This is a genomic window from Pseudomonas sp. 20P_3.2_Bac5, from assembly GCF_025466035.1.
Taxonomy (GTDB): domain Bacteria; phylum Pseudomonadota; class Gammaproteobacteria; order Pseudomonadales; family Pseudomonadaceae; genus Aquipseudomonas.
The window spans coordinates 240,034-252,690 of sequence record NZ_JANLOA010000105.1; the positions used below are offsets into that span (position 1 = coordinate 240,034).

The 12,657-nt window shown below is 64.6% G+C and carries 15 protein-coding genes; 6 read left to right on the top strand and 9 right to left on the bottom strand.

The features are described 5' to 3' along the window. Positions 1 to 4: 4 nt before the first annotated feature. Both fahA and hmgA read right to left on the bottom strand, forming a co-directional pair. Positions 5 to 1,297: a fumarylacetoacetase gene (gene fahA / locus NTD88_RS19870; RefSeq protein WP_262128138.1), complete on the bottom strand. Its 1,293-nt coding sequence runs from the start codon at positions 1,295 to 1,297 to the stop codon at positions 5 to 7. A gap of 2 nt (positions 1,298 to 1,299) precedes the next feature. Continuing rightward, complete coding sequence (hmgA, locus tag NTD88_RS19875; protein ID WP_095154469.1) at positions 1,300 to 2,601, bottom strand: homogentisate 1,2-dioxygenase; 1,302 nt, start codon at positions 2,599 to 2,601, stop codon at positions 1,300 to 1,302. A gap of 211 nt (positions 2,602 to 2,812) precedes the next feature. On the opposite strand from hmgA, the gene NTD88_RS19880 reads away from it, so the two are divergent. Beyond that, positions 2,813 to 3,595 carry an IclR family transcriptional regulator gene (locus tag NTD88_RS19880; protein WP_262154556.1) on the top strand — a complete coding sequence of 261 codons (783 nt, stop codon included), beginning with the start codon at positions 2,813 to 2,815 and terminating at the stop codon, positions 3,593 to 3,595. A 296-nt stretch (positions 3,596 to 3,891) separates the two neighbouring features. On the opposite strand, the gene NTD88_RS19885 is transcribed toward NTD88_RS19880, so the two are convergent. The 5 genes from NTD88_RS19885 to NTD88_RS19905 form a co-directional block, all read right to left on the bottom strand. Further along, positions 3,892 to 4,233: a superinfection exclusion B family protein gene (locus tag NTD88_RS19885; protein ID WP_262128136.1), complete on the bottom strand. Its 342-nt coding sequence runs from the start codon at positions 4,231 to 4,233 to the stop codon at positions 3,892 to 3,894. Positions 4,234 to 4,296: 63 nt separating this feature from the next. Beyond that, entirely contained in the window at positions 4,297 to 5,211 is a 915-nt protein-coding gene (locus NTD88_RS19890) for an SDR family oxidoreductase (RefSeq protein WP_095154462.1), read from the bottom strand. Positions 5,212 to 5,320: 109 nt separating this feature from the next. Continuing rightward, positions 5,321 to 6,226 carry an alpha/beta fold hydrolase gene (locus tag NTD88_RS19895; protein WP_262128134.1) on the bottom strand — a complete coding sequence of 302 codons (906 nt, stop codon included), beginning with the start codon at positions 6,224 to 6,226 and terminating at the stop codon, positions 5,321 to 5,323. 148 nt (positions 6,227 to 6,374) lie between these two features. Next, entirely contained in the window at positions 6,375 to 7,061 is a 687-nt protein-coding gene (locus tag NTD88_RS19900; protein ID WP_262154558.1) for an LrgB family protein, read from the bottom strand. Further along, positions 7,051 to 7,437, bottom strand: a complete 387-nt coding sequence (locus NTD88_RS19905; protein ID WP_262128132.1) for a CidA/LrgA family protein — start codon at positions 7,435 to 7,437, stop codon at positions 7,051 to 7,053. The genes NTD88_RS19900 and NTD88_RS19905 overlap by 11 nt, the downstream gene beginning before the upstream one ends. A 95-nt stretch (positions 7,438 to 7,532) precedes the next feature. Here NTD88_RS19905 and NTD88_RS19910 point away from each other — a divergent pair, with 95 nt between their 5' ends. After that, a complete protein-coding gene (locus tag NTD88_RS19910) occupies positions 7,533 to 8,417 on the top strand; it encodes a LysR family transcriptional regulator (protein WP_262154559.1) in 885 nt (294 codons plus the stop codon). On the opposite strand, the gene NTD88_RS19915 is transcribed toward NTD88_RS19910, so the two are convergent. Further along, complete coding sequence (locus tag NTD88_RS19915; RefSeq protein ID WP_262154561.1) at positions 8,418 to 8,873, bottom strand: flavodoxin; 456 nt, start codon at positions 8,871 to 8,873, stop codon at positions 8,418 to 8,420. 122 nt (positions 8,874 to 8,995) lie between these two features. On the opposite strand from NTD88_RS19915, the gene NTD88_RS19920 reads away from it, so the two are divergent. Together NTD88_RS19920 and NTD88_RS19925 are read left to right on the top strand one after the other, a co-directional pair. After that, a complete protein-coding gene (locus NTD88_RS19920) occupies positions 8,996 to 9,454 on the top strand; it encodes a PAS domain-containing protein (RefSeq protein WP_262154563.1) in 459 nt (152 codons plus the stop codon). A 58-nt stretch (positions 9,455 to 9,512) separates the two neighbouring features. Beyond that, positions 9,513 to 10,121, top strand: a complete 609-nt coding sequence (locus NTD88_RS19925; protein WP_262154564.1) for a hypothetical protein — start codon at positions 9,513 to 9,515, stop codon at positions 10,119 to 10,121. 6 nt (positions 10,122 to 10,127) lie between these two features. Here NTD88_RS19925 and NTD88_RS19930 read toward each other — a convergent pair whose 3' ends face one another. Continuing rightward, on the bottom strand, positions 10,128 to 11,072 hold the full coding sequence (locus NTD88_RS19930) for a MerR family transcriptional regulator (protein ID WP_262154566.1): 945 nt from the start codon (positions 11,070 to 11,072) through the stop codon (positions 10,128 to 10,130). Positions 11,073 to 11,286: 214 nt separating this feature from the next. Here NTD88_RS19930 and NTD88_RS19935 point away from each other — a divergent pair, with 214 nt between their 5' ends. Next, positions 11,287 to 11,868, top strand: a complete 582-nt coding sequence (locus tag NTD88_RS19935; protein WP_262154567.1) for an antibiotic biosynthesis monooxygenase — start codon at positions 11,287 to 11,289, stop codon at positions 11,866 to 11,868. Between the two features lie 84 nt (positions 11,869 to 11,952). Continuing rightward, the gene (folM, locus tag NTD88_RS19940) at positions 11,953 to 12,645 is read left to right on the top strand and encodes a dihydromonapterin reductase (protein ID WP_262154568.1); all 693 of its coding nucleotides are present in this window, start codon (positions 11,953 to 11,955) and stop codon (positions 12,643 to 12,645) included. The last annotated feature ends 12 nt before the right edge of the window (positions 12,646 to 12,657 follow it).

Here is a 12,657-nt window from a genome sequence, read left to right on the forward strand (position 1 = left end):
CCTCTCAGTGCGCCGCGACAACTTTGCCGCGGCATTCGCCGAAGCCGATGCTGGCCACGCCGTCGCGCCTGGCGCGGGCACGCAGGATGATTTCGTCGCCGTCTTCGAGGAACTTGCGCACTTCGCCGCTCGCCAGTTCCACCGGCAGTTTGCCGCCCTCGGTGATCTCCAGCAGGCTGCCGAACTGGCCAGGCTTGGCGCCAGACAAGGTGCCGGAGCCGAACAGGTCGCCCGGCTGCAACTGGCAACCGTTGACGCTGTGGTGCGCAACCATCTGCGCCACGGTCCAGTACATGCTCAGGGTGTTGCTCAGGGTCAGGCGATGGGCGGGCAGGTTCTGCTCGCGCATGCGCTCGGTGAGCAGCAGCACTTCCAGTTCAATATCGAAAGCGCCACCGGCCTGATCGCGCTTGTCCAGCAGGTACGACAGCGGCTGCGGATCGCCTTCCGGACGCGCCGGCTGGGCGCAACGGAACGGCTCCAATGCCTCGGCGGTAACGACCCAGGGAGAAACGGTGGAAATGAAGCTCTTGGACAGGAACGGACCCAGCGGCTGGTATTCCCACGCCTGGATATCCCGCGCCGACCAGTCGTTGAGCAGGCAGAAACCGGCGATGTGCTCGGCGGCCTCGGCCACCGGGATGGCGTCGCCCAGGTCATTGCCCTGGCCGATCCAGATGCCGATTTCCAGCTCGTAGTCCAGTCGCGCGCACGGGCCGAAGCTCGGCTCGGTCTGCCCGGCCGGCAGGGTCTGGCCCTTCGGACGGCGCACGTCGGTGCCGGACGGACGGATGGTCGAGGCGCGACCGTGATAACCGATCGGCACGTATTTGTAGTTGGGCAGCAGCGGGTTGTCGGGGCGGAACAGCTTGCCGACGTTCTTGGCGTGCTCGATGCCGACGTAGAAGTCGGTGTAGTCGCCAATCCGCGCCGGCAGGTGCAGTTCGCACTCGCTGGCCGGGTACAGCGCGGCCTTCAGCGCAGCCTGGTGCGGGCTGTCTTGCGCCAGCAGTTCCAGCAGGCGCTGGCGCAGGGCGACACGGGCGCCGCGACCCAGAGCGAAGAAGGCGTTGAGCGCGCCGCCGCGAGTGGCTTCGACAGCCGCGCGGGCTTCGCCGTCGAACAGGCCGGCAGCCAGTACGGCGTCCAGGTCGAGAATGGCATCACCGATGGCGACACCCGAACGGCGTTCCCCACCGGCGCGGCTGAAGATCCCCAGCGGCAGGTTCTGCAGCGGGAAGTCGCTATGCCCGTTGGCGTGTTCGACCCAACTGCGGGCAATGGCGGTCTGATTCATGCTTATCTCCGGTTCGGGGTGAAGGTGCTCGGCAGCGTGGCCCAGCAACTATCGTAGTCGTTCTGCAACTGCGGGCAGTCCAGCGCATGGCGGCTCGGACGCAGCACCTGGCTGGTCTCGAACATGAAGGCCATGGTGTTATCGATCTTGTTCGGCGCCAGATCCACGGCGATGGCCTTGGCGCAGGTCTCGGCGTCCGGGCCATGGGCGCTCATGCAGGCGTGCAGCGAGGCGCCGCCGGGCAGGAAGCCTTCGGCCTTGGCGTCGTACTCGCCTTGGATCAGGCCCATGAACTCGTTCATCAGGTTGCGGTGGAACCACGGTGGACGGAAGGTTTTCTCGGCGACCATCCAGCGCGGCGGGAAGATCACGAAGTCGAGGTTGGCCATGCCCGGCACACTGGTCGGCGAGGTGAGCACGGTGAAGATCGACGGGTCAGGATGGTCGTAGCTGACGGTGCCGATGGTGTTGAACAGGCGCAGGTCGTATTTGTACGGCACGTTGTTGCCGTGCCAGGCGACCACATCCAGCGGCGAGTGCTGCAACTCGCAGCCCCACAGTTCGCCGAGGAATTTCTGCACCAGTTGCACCGGGCCGGTCTGCTCCTCGTAGTGCGCCACCGGGGCGAGGAAGTCGCGCGGGTTGGCCAGGCCGTTGCTGCCGATCGGGCCGAGGTCCGGGATGCGCAGCGGCGCGCCGTGGTTTTCGGCGATGTAGCCGCGGGCTTCACCGTCCAGCAGCTCGACACGGAATTTCATCCCGCGCGGGATCACCGCGATTTCCAGCGGCCCCACTTCCAGCCGGCCCAATTCGGTGAACAGACCCAGGCGGCCCTGTTGCGGCACCAACAGCAATTCACCGTCGGCATTGAAGAACACGCGTTCCATGGAGCGATTGGCGCGGTAGCAATGAATGCTGATGCCGGCTGGTTTTTCCGCCGCCGAGTTGGCCGCCATGGTGACCCAGCCGTCGATGAAATCGGTGGGCTCGGCCGGCATCTCCAGCGGGCTCCAGCGCAGGCGGTTGGGCGTGATCGCACCCAGCGAACCGCCAGCCAGTTGCCGCTCCAGACGCACGAACGCCGGGTGCAGCGCCGAAGGACGGATGCGGTACAGCCAGGTGCGGCGTTGTTCGTGGCGGGTCATGGTGAACGCGGTGCCCGACAGCAATTCGGCGTACAGACCGTAAGGCGCTTTCTGCGGGGAGTTCTGGCCGACCGGCAGGGCGCCGGGCAGTGCCTCGCTGGCGAATTCGTTGCCGAAGCCGCTCTGGTAAGCGAGGGCGGAAGTGGAATCGAGGTTCATCGAGCCTCCAGGCCGTGTCCAGGCCGGTTGTGGCAGGTTGACCACCCGGCCTGCCGTAGGCAGCGATGGCGGCGCTTCTGCGTTATTGTTATTCGTAATTTGATTACGCATAACGTAATTTGATTGCCTGGGGGCGTCAAGTTATAAAGACCGCCGTCCTTCTTCGGGGCCCAACATCTCCGAATTCCTGCCCCGCACAGTGAACACACCCATGCCCAAAGCCACGCCCCCTGCCGACAACGGCAAACAGAAGGTTCGCTCGGCGGAAGTCGGCACCGACATCCTCAAGGCCCTCGCGCAGTTGTCCCCGGCCACCTCGCTGTCGCGCCTGGCCGAACACGTGCAGATGCCGGCGAGCAAGGTCCATCGCTATCTCCAGGCGCTGATCGCCAGCGGGTTCGCCGAGCAGGACCAGGCCACCAACCACTACGGCCTGGGCCGTGAAGCGCTGCGGGTCGGCCTGGCGGCATTGGGCGGAATGGAGGTGTTGAAGGTCGCGGCGATGCCGCTGTCGCAATTGCGCGACGAGCTGAATGAAAGCTGCTTCATCGCCGTGTGGGGCAACCAGGGTGCGACGGTGGTGAATATCGAGCCGGCGGTGCGCGCGGTGACGGTGGTCACGCAGATCGGTTCGGTGCTGCCGCTGCTCAGCTCGTCCACCGGGCTGGTGTTCGGCGCCTACCTGCCGGAGCGGGAAACCATCGAACTGCGTGACGAGGAACTGGCGCAAGCCGGGCACAGCGCCGCGGAGTACGAGCAACTGTTCGCCCGCATCCGCGAACGCGGTCTGCACCATGTGCACGGTTTGCTGATGCCGGGGGTGGATGCGCTGTCGGCGCCGGTGTTCAACGCGATGGGCAAGGTTGCCGCGGTAATCACCGTGGTCGGCCCGACCTCGATCTTCCATGCCGACGAACAAGGCCCCGCCGCCGACAAGCTGCTGGCAGCGGCGAAGGCGATCAGTTGGCGAATGGGCTATGAAGAAGCGCAGTGACCCGCTTTGGTGCACTGTTGCGAGCAGCGCAACAGTGAATGTCAGAAAGCACTATTTTTCCGCAGGTTGGAGCTGACTATCCTTTGTCCTGTCTTGGCGATCCGGTGTTCGCCAAGGCGCGAAGTTGACGCTTCGGCCCCCTTAATGGTCGGTTAATACTCTCCCCCTAGAGTGCTCCTCGATTGTTGTTCCGAAGCGTCACCCTTCAGTTTCACCGACGTTGATTTTGAAGCTCCTTGATCTGCGTCTTACTTGGCCGCTGCCTTTGCAGCGGCCTTTTTTATGGCGTCGCCAAATCAGTCGTCACAATGAAACCGGTGCAACAACCGGTGCGCCACCGGCGCCAGAATCAGGCCGATGCTGGCGACAAACACCAGGCCCACGTACAACCCGTACACAGCGAAAAACACCTTGCCGCCCGGCGTCTCCGGCAAGTCCACCGGCCCCATGCCACCCAGCAGCAAGGTGGCGTTGAACGCCGCGTCGTACCACTTCACGCCTTCTTCGAAATACAGATGCCCGGTCACCCCGATCAGGATCGAGCCCACCACCAGCAACCCGGCGCCCAGCGCATGCAGCAGCAGGCGGCTACGAAACTGTTCGGCCGAGATGACGGTGTCATTTTTTGATTCATACATCGTTCGCACTCCATGTCGCGATCACGGCCTCCCAGCATAGATCACGACAGGAAACGAGCCGCTTCAGCGACCGGCGAACGCCTGCAGATTGGCCATCATCTGTTGCAGCGCTTCCAGGCTGTCCTTCGGATGCACCGCGCCTTCGAAGTCACCGATGCGGCCCCAGTTGGCCGCGACGTCTTCGACACTGAAGCCCTGCTGCGGGTCGAAACCGGCGCCGAGGCTGCGTTCCCAACGCACCTGGCCGATCCAGCCGCCGCCAACTTCATAGAGGTTGCCGCTGTCCTGGCACTGCTCGCTGCCCAGGTACACCACCAACGGGCTGATCAGTTCGGGCTTGAGCTGTTCGAACACCTGCGGCGGAATCAGGCCTTCGGTCATGCGCGTGCCGCCCGTGGGGGCGATGGCGTTGACCAGCACGCCGTTCTTGCGCCCTTCCAGCGCCAGGGTGCGGGTCAGGCCGTACAGGCCGAGCTTGGCCATGCCGTAGTTGGCCTGGCCAAAGTTGCCGTAGATGCCCGAGGTCGACGAGGTGAAGATCACCCGCCCCCAGTTCTGCTCGCGCAAATGCGGCCAGGCGGCGCGAGTGACTTTGTAGGCGCCCTCGACGTGGACCTTGTAGACCAGGTCCCAATCGGCGTCGTCCATTTTGTGGAAGGTCTTGTCACGCAGGATGCCCGCGTTGTTCACCACCACGTCGATGCGGCCGAAGCTGTCCAGGGCCTGTTCGACGATGCGCTGGCCGTCGGTGACCGAATCATGGTTGGCCACCGCGGTGCCGCCCGCTTCGCGGATCTGCGCCACCACGCGGTCCGCCGCCGAGGCATTGGCGCCCTCGCCGTGGGTCGAGCCGCCCAGGTCGTTGACCACCACTTTCGCTCCGTGGCGGGCGAACAGCAGGGCGTGGGCGCGACCGAGGCCGCCGCCGGCTCCCGTGACGATCACCACTTTGTCTTCCAGGCGCACCGAATCGGTCATGGCACAACTCCAACTGAACAGGGAACGGAACGCGCAGTGTCGACCAGCGCCCGACCCGGGACAATCAACCGGGCGGACGCTGAATGGCGCGCAATAAGTAACGACGGGGTCAGGACCAGGCGACTTTCTGCAGGCTGCTGGTCAAGGGTTGCTGGCGAAAATCCAGGTAGTGCCGCAGCACCTGCGCCGGTGCTTCGGTATGCGGGTAGTGACCGATGCCCGGAAGGGTCACGGTGTCGGGCAGCGGCACCAGTTCACGGTAGCGCTCGAGCATGTGCGCACCGCACACCGGGTCCACCGCGCCGCTGATGAAGCGCAACGGCATCCGCGCCTGTTGCAACGCGCCCACCCACCGCTCTCGATAGGCTAGGCGCTCGGGCACGTAGGCCGACAATCGGTGCAGGATGCGATTGCCGCGGTTCGAGGTGATCAGGCTCCAGCAATCGTCCAGCGCGCTTTCACTGGGCTGAGTGCAGGGGCCATAGATCTGGCTGACGCTGTGCACCAGATCATCGCGATTGAAGGTCCGCGCCACCAGCCAGCCGAGGTGGCTGAGCAGCAAGCGCTGGGCAAGCAGCGAGCGGTGACGTTCGGGAAACAAGCCAGCGTTGAGAAAGGCGCACGTGGCGACTTCGGCCACGCCTTCATGGTGTCGGGCCAACAGTTCCTGGGCGACGCTGCCGCCGTAGTCGTGGGCAAGGATGTGCACGGGTTCATGCACCTGCAGGTGTGCCAGCAACGCCTGTTGCAGATCAGCCTGCTCCAGCAGGCTGTAGCGATGTCGCGGCGGTTTGGCCGAATCGCCGAAGCCGAGCATGTCGCAGGCGATCAGGCGAAAACGCTGGGCCAGTGGCTGCCAGAGGTAATGCCAGTCCCAACTGGCGGTGGGAAATCCGTGAATGAGTAGCAGTGGCTCTCCCTGCCCTGCCGTCCAGTAGCGAATGCTCTGGCCGCGGAACGTGAATCCCAGGCTCCGTGTACGCCAGACGCACAGAGGTATCTCTGCCAATGGCATTAGCGGGATCTCGGTTAGAGGGTTGTGTTAAGTGTCGGGCACGCGGCACATGTTCTGTGCTCTGTTGGACAGCATAGTCACGCCTGCCCGAATCGAAAGTTGCCTTCGCAGCCAGCTTGATGACCCTGCGAGTCAGCCGCGCCAAATGTCAGAGCAGCGCCGACAACAGTGGCGCGGCAAACAGGTTGAGCAAACCGGTCAGGACCATCACCAGCCCCGCCACGGAACCCTCTTCGCCGCCCACCTCATGGGCCCGGCTGACGCCCGCGCCGTGGGCACCGACGCCGAACAGCGCGCCCCGCGCCAGCGGCGTGCGCAGTGGCAGCCAGCGCAACAGCACGCCACCGAACAATGCGCCGAGCACGCCGGTGAACATCACGAATACCGCGGTCAGTTCCGGTACGCCGCCCAGTTCCTGGGCCAGCGGCATGGCGAACGGCGTGGTGATCGAACGCGGCAGCAGCGACAGGCTCACCGCGCTGTCCAGCGACAGCAGCCGCGCCAGCGCCCAGGAACTGGCGATCGACGCCGCGCTGCCCATCAACATGCCCAGGCCCAACGCCGGCCAGTGCCGGGCGAGCAGCCGCCGCTGCTGCCAGATCGGTACGGCGAAGGCCACGGTCACCGGGCCAAGCACGGCCATCAACCAGTGGGTGTCGCGGGAATATTCGGCGTAGCCGGTGTGCAGCGGCACAGCGATGGCCAGCAGCACGGCGGGCACCAGGATCAGCGGCGACAACAGGTAGCGCCCGGTGCGCCGGTACAGCCAGCGGCTGCCGAGGTAAGTCACCAGCGTCAGCGCCAGCCAGAACAGCGGCATCGGTTCAAGGCTCATGGCGCAGGCTCCGACGGCAAACCCATTCCACAGTGAAGGCGGTCACCAGCATCACCAGTAACGTGCTGACGGCGATCACCAGCAGAATCCGCCAGCCGTCGCTGCGCAGCAGCGTGCCGTAGTCCAGCAGGCTCATCAGCGCCGGGATGAAGAACAGCAGCATTTCCGCCATCAATACCGCAGCGCCCCGCTGCAAGGCGGCGGGCTTGAGCCAGCCGCTGGCGAACAGCGCCAGCAGCAGCGCCAGGCCGATCACGCCACCGGGAATCGGCCACCCCAACCAGCTCGCCAACTGCCCGCCGAGCAGGTAAAGCGCCAGCAGCACGCCCAGCTCGGCAAGCAGGCGCGCAAGGAATTTCAGGTTCACGAGTTTCATCGAAGGGTCCTCAGGGGAGCCCATTGTAAAATTTGCTCATACATGCAAAAAGCGAATTGTTAGACTGAGAAGCATTCCAAAACGGAATCCAGACCATGGACTTCAAGCAACTGCGCAGCTTCATCGAAGTGGTGCACCGCGGCGGTTTCACCCAAGCCGCGCAGACCCTGCACATCAGCCAGTCCGCCGTGAGCAAGCAGGTGGCGCAACTGGAGCAGGATCTTGGCGTGGTGCTGCTGGAACGGCACGCGTCGCGCCTGCACCTGACCGCCGCTGGCAAGGTCGTGCTGGAGCGCGGCGAAGACATGCTGCACCTGCGCCAGGCCCTGCAGAACGAACTGGACGACCTCAGCCAACTGGCCCGCGGCGAGTTGCGCCTGGGCCTGCCGCTGCTGGGAAGTGATGCGCTGTTCGCCGGACTGTTCGCCGAGTACCGTCGGCGTTATCCGAATATCACCGTGCACCTGCTCGAAGGCGGCAGCCGCTCCATCGAACAGTCGGTGCTCAGTGGCGAACTGGAACTGGGCGGCAGCCTCACGCCGCAGGACCCGGCCTTCGACCATCAACCGTTCTGCAACGAACCGCTGGACGCGCTGCTACCGCTGGACCATCCGCTGGCGGGCAATGGCAGTGTGCAATTGGAAGAATTGGCGCAGACGCCGTTCCTGCTGTATCAGCGCAGCTTCGTGCTGAATGACCGGCTGCTCAGTGCCTGTCAGGCCTTGGGCTTCACGCCGAAGGAAGGTGGCCGCAGCGGCCAGGCGGACTTTCTTGCCGCGCTGGTGGCCGCCGGCCAAGGCGTGGTGTTGCTGCCGCGCGTGGTGGCGCGGGCGCTGGAGCGGCCCGGCGTGGTTCGCCTGAGCCTGACCGAACCCCGCGACCTGCGCTGGGACATCGCCTTCATCTGGCGCCGCGGCGCGTACCTGTCGGCGGCGGCGCGGGCCTGGTTGCAACTGTTGCAGGAAAACCCGCCGGGCTGATCAGCCGCGCAGCTTGCCGATGAACTCGGCCAGCCACGGCTCGGCATCGGTTTCCGGGGTCACGGTTTCGCTGGCGTCCAGGCGCAGCATCGGCTGGACTTCCTCGACGCCCAGCTCGGCGAACAGCTCGCGCAGTTGTTCGCCACCGCCACAGAAGGTATCGCCGTAGCTGGAATCGCCCAGCGCCACTACCGCACCCGGCCGACCACGCCACGCGGCCGGCAGGCTGTCACGCATTTCGCTGAACAGCGGCAGCAGGCCATCCGGCAGTTCGCCCATACCGGTGGTGGAGGTCACGGCAAGAAAAGCCTCGGGGGCGAATGCCTGAACATCGGCGAGGGTCGCACGGGCAGCGTGCAACGTGTCAAAACCCGCAGCCTTGAGCAGTGACTGGGCATGACGGGCGACTTCTTCGGCGGTGCCATACACCGACCCGGACAGGATGACGACTTTCATAGCGGATTCCGTATCTGAGCAAAAGCGTAGGATACTAACACCCGTCGCTGGCAAAAGGCCTTATCCGCCGGCCGCCAATGCACTAGAATTGCCCACTCCAGTTGCCTACGCACCGGTTACCCATGATCAACGCCACCTTGCTGCAACGCATGATCGATGCCTCCAACGACGGCATCGTGGTCGCCGAACAGGAAGGCGACGACACCATCCTGATTTACGTGAACCCGGCGTTCGAGCGCCTGACGGGTTACGACGCCAATGAGATCCTCTACAGCGACTGTCGCTTCCTCCAAGGAGACGACCGCGACCAGCCCGCTCGCGAGCGGATTCGCCAGGCGCTGCAGAGCGGCCAGCCGTGCCGGGAAGTGCTGCGCAACTACCGCAAGGACGGCAGCGCCTTCTGGAACGAGCTGTCGATCACACCGGTGTTCAACGAAGCCGACCAGCTCACCTATTTCATCGGTATTCAGAAAGACGTCAGCCGCCCAGTGCACGCCGAGCAGCGCGTGGCAGAACTGGAACGCGAGTTGGCCGAGGCTCGGGAACGTATCCGTTGCCTGGAAAACGACCAGCGGTCCTAAACCAAGGCACGGATTTGCTGTCCACTTATCACCCGGAAAATTCGCGGCATTCCCTATCATGCAAGCCGATGCCCTTCTGACTCAGGATGAGCTGGACTTTATCCAGAGCGTTCACCGCTCGCCCCAGCTCAACCGCGTCGACCCCAACTCCAGCCTGCGCCTCAATGGCCGCAGCGAAGTCCAGGCGTTGCTCACCCGACTGGTGGCCAATGAGCAGGTGACCGTGCAGGCGCAGTTCGAGAACCAGCAGATGAGTTTTCCGCTGGTGCTGGTGGAAGATGAATTCCATGCCCTGCACCTGCAAGTCGGCGCCCCGAGCATCTATGAAGAAGGCGAAGTGGTTCGGCCCTGGCGCCTGACGCTGGACACGCCGGTGATGCTCGAAGACGAACTGGGCCTGAGCAGCGGCCTGAAAGTCCGGGAAATTTCCTTCAAGGGTGCGCTGGTGGAAGTACCGGCCGGCAAGAAACCGCCAAAAGCCTTCAACCTGTGGTTCAGCCCCGACGGCATCGCGCCAATCGCCCTGCGCGGCACCTTGCAACGGCTTACCGCCGAAGGTCTGGCGGCCTACAAGTTGAGCCAGCACCCGCCGGAAGAAATCGAGCGGCTGCGCCAGTACATCCTCCAGCAGCACCGCCTCGCCCACCCGGAACTGCATTCTTCCTGAGCGGCGTCAGGTATCCAGATGGCCGTCCAACGCTTGTTGCAGACGCCGCCGCATCAAACGTCCCTCGCCCCCCAGGCAGATAATCTGCGAACCGACCAGGCTGTCCTGAGCCAGCTCCGCCCCTTCGCCGGCAAACAACAGCGGGCAATCCAGCGCCAGTGCCAGGCGCGCCAGACGCTTGGGCAGATCGGCGGCGGGTGAATGGTTGGAGAACAGCACCAGCGCATCCGGCGCCATACGCTCACAGACCAGGCTGAGTTCTTCCAGCGGCTGGCCCGGCGCCAGGACCGACACGGCAATCTCGCTGCTGCCCAGCAACAAGGCGCACACCAGCAGCTCCAGCTCCCGGCACTGCTCGGGCAGCGCCGTCAGTACCACGCGGACCTCCTGTTGCTCCCGCGCCAGCTGCAGGCGCTGCCAGGCCCGGGCGCGCAGGAAGGTGTCGAGAAACAGCCACTCGCTGGTGCGGCCAAAGCCGTCATGGGCGATCCGCAATTCCTGCCAGACCGGCATCAGGATGTCCTGGAACACCACGCTTAGCGGATAGCTGGCAAAGACCTGCCCGTAGACCCGCTCCAGCCGGACTTCATCGAACGCCCGCACGGCCTGGCCCAGCAGCGCCTGCCATTTTTCGTGGTCGTCGACGGACGGCGGATCGGCCACTTCGCTGGGCCGCACATCGCCGCCGCGGTTGCGGGCGAGAATCTTGCCCACCTTGCTCACCGCCACGCCGCGCTCGATCCAGCCAAGGATATGGCGGACCTCGTCGATATCGGCGCGGGAATACAAGCGGTGCCCACTTTCGGTGCGCGTCGGCTGGATCAGCCCATAACGGCGCTCCCAGGCACGCAGGGTGACCGGGTTGATGCCGGTCAGGCGCGAGACTTCACGGATGGGAAACAACTCTTCGTGTTGCAGCCCACGGTCCGTGAGTGAGGTCGGGTCGATCATCGCCGGAGCGCCGCCTGCTGTAGGAAATGTCCGGCATTCTACCCCTTCACATGCTCTTCGGGCCAAAGGCCATCTGTGCACTCCGTCACGCCAACACTGACGAGTCACGTAATTTACGGAATAATCCTTGCTTGTTTTCGGACGCAGCCCAACACCCCGGGTTGCGTTCCATGGTCGCGGCTACCCGCTGCGGGCATTCGTCAGGAGATACACGATGTCTACCCCTCCCGTTACCCTGATGGTCGCGCGGCGCGTCGCCGAAGGCCGTTACCAGGACATGATCGCCTGGCTGCACGAAGGCGAGCAGCTCGCCACCGATTTTCCCGGCTACCTCGGTTCCGGGGTTCTCGCACCGCCGCCCCAGGGCGACGAGTTCCAGATCATCTTCCGCTTCGTCGACGAAAAGACCCTCCACGCCTGGGAGTTTTCCGCCTCGCGCAGCGCCTGGCTGGCCCGCGGTAACGGCTTGTTCCAGCAACCCACCGAACAACGCGTCAGCGGCATCGAAGGCTGGTTCGGCAACAGCACCGCGCAGCGCCCGCCGCGCTGGAAGCAGGCGGTGGCAATCTGGCTGGCGTTCTTTCCGGTGTCGCTGGCGTTCAACCTGCTGTTCGGTCACTGGCTGGCCGAACTGAGCCTGCTGCCCCGCATCCTGCTCAGCACCCTTGGGCTGACGCCGCTGATGGTCTATTTCTTCATTCCGCTATCGACCCGCTGCCTCGCCAACTGGCTCAATGCCCCGGCCAAGGGCCCACGGCCAGCGGCGCCTGAGCCCGGTTCGCTGGAAAGCCGCTGAGGGCCCCGGGGGCGGTCAATGGCGGCGAGTTCGGGTATGCTGGCACCTGACCCTGCGAACCTGAAAAGTTGATCGTTCCCGCTTATGAACAGCCCAATCCTAGTTACCGGTGGCAGCCAGCGAGTCGGGCTGGCGCTGGCCACGCGACTGGCGCAGGCCGGCCACACGGTCGTCAGCGCCAGCCGCAGCAAGAATCCGACCGCGGCGCATCCGAATATCATCCAGTTCCAGGCCGACCTGTGCAGCGAACGGGACCGCGAAGCCCTCATCGAGCACCTGCGCAGCCACTACGACGGCCTGCGCGGCATCATCCACAACGCCTCGTTGTGGCTCGACGATGACCTGAACAACCTCAACACCATGTTCAAGCTGCACGTCGAAGCGCCGTACCACCTGAACCTGGCGCTGGGCGAGCAACTGCTCAAGCTGGAAAAATCCGACATCATCCACATCTGCGACGAAACGTCGTCCCGCGGCAGCAAGAGCCATATCGGCTACGCCGCGACCAAGGCCGCGCTGCAGAACATGGTGCTGTCGTTCGCCGAGAAGTACGCCCCCAGCGTGCGAGTCAATGCCATCCTGCCGGGGCTGTTGATCCTCAAAGAAGGCGGCGACGAGCACTACCGCCAGCAGACCCTGAAAAAGGCCCTGCTGGAATTCGAGCCCGGCGCCCAGCCGCTGATCGACGCGGTGTTGTTCCTGCTCGAAAGCCAGTACAGCACCGGCAGCAGCGTGGTCATCAACGGTGGCCGCCACCTGAAAAACCGTATCGCCTGATAACGAGAACGC

Excerpts from the sequence above, each read along its gene's own strand:
- NTD88_RS19890 (WP_095154462.1), bottom strand. The coding sequence starts at position 5,211 with ATGACCGATTCGGTGCGCCTGGAAGACAAAGTGGTGATCGTCACGGGA.
- NTD88_RS19905 (WP_262128132.1), bottom strand. The coding sequence starts at position 7,437 with ATGAAACTCGTGAACCTGAAATTCCTTGCGCGCCTGCTTGCCGAGCTG.
- fahA (WP_262128138.1), bottom strand. The coding sequence starts at position 1,297 with ATGAATCAGACCGCCATTGCCCGCAGTTGGGTCGAACACGCCAACGGG.
- NTD88_RS19880 (WP_262154556.1), top strand. The coding sequence starts at position 2,813 with ATGCCCAAAGCCACGCCCCCTGCCGACAACGGCAAACAGAAGGTTCGC.
- folM (WP_262154568.1), top strand. The coding sequence starts at position 11,953 with ATGAACAGCCCAATCCTAGTTACCGGTGGCAGCCAGCGAGTCGGGCTG.
- NTD88_RS19895 (WP_262128134.1), bottom strand. The coding sequence starts at position 6,226 with ATGCCATTGGCAGAGATACCTCTGTGCGTCTGGCGTACACGGAGCCTG.
- NTD88_RS19930 (WP_262154566.1), bottom strand. The coding sequence starts at position 11,072 with ATGATCGACCCGACCTCACTCACGGACCGTGGGCTGCAACACGAAGAG.
- hmgA (WP_095154469.1), bottom strand. The coding sequence starts at position 2,601 with ATGAACCTCGATTCCACTTCCGCCCTCGCTTACCAGAGCGGCTTCGGC.
- NTD88_RS19910 (WP_262154559.1), top strand. The coding sequence starts at position 7,533 with ATGGACTTCAAGCAACTGCGCAGCTTCATCGAAGTGGTGCACCGCGGC.
- NTD88_RS19900 (WP_262154558.1), bottom strand. The coding sequence starts at position 7,061 with ATGAGCCTTGAACCGATGCCGCTGTTCTGGCTGGCGCTGACGCTGGTG.
- NTD88_RS19915 (WP_262154561.1), bottom strand. The coding sequence starts at position 8,873 with ATGAAAGTCGTCATCCTGTCCGGGTCGGTGTATGGCACCGCCGAAGAA.
- NTD88_RS19935 (WP_262154567.1), top strand. The coding sequence starts at position 11,287 with ATGTCTACCCCTCCCGTTACCCTGATGGTCGCGCGGCGCGTCGCCGAA.
- NTD88_RS19885 (WP_262128136.1), bottom strand. The coding sequence starts at position 4,233 with ATGTATGAATCAAAAAATGACACCGTCATCTCGGCCGAACAGTTTCGT.
- NTD88_RS19920 (WP_262154563.1), top strand. The coding sequence starts at position 8,996 with ATGATCAACGCCACCTTGCTGCAACGCATGATCGATGCCTCCAACGAC.
- NTD88_RS19925 (WP_262154564.1), top strand. The coding sequence starts at position 9,513 with ATGCAAGCCGATGCCCTTCTGACTCAGGATGAGCTGGACTTTATCCAG.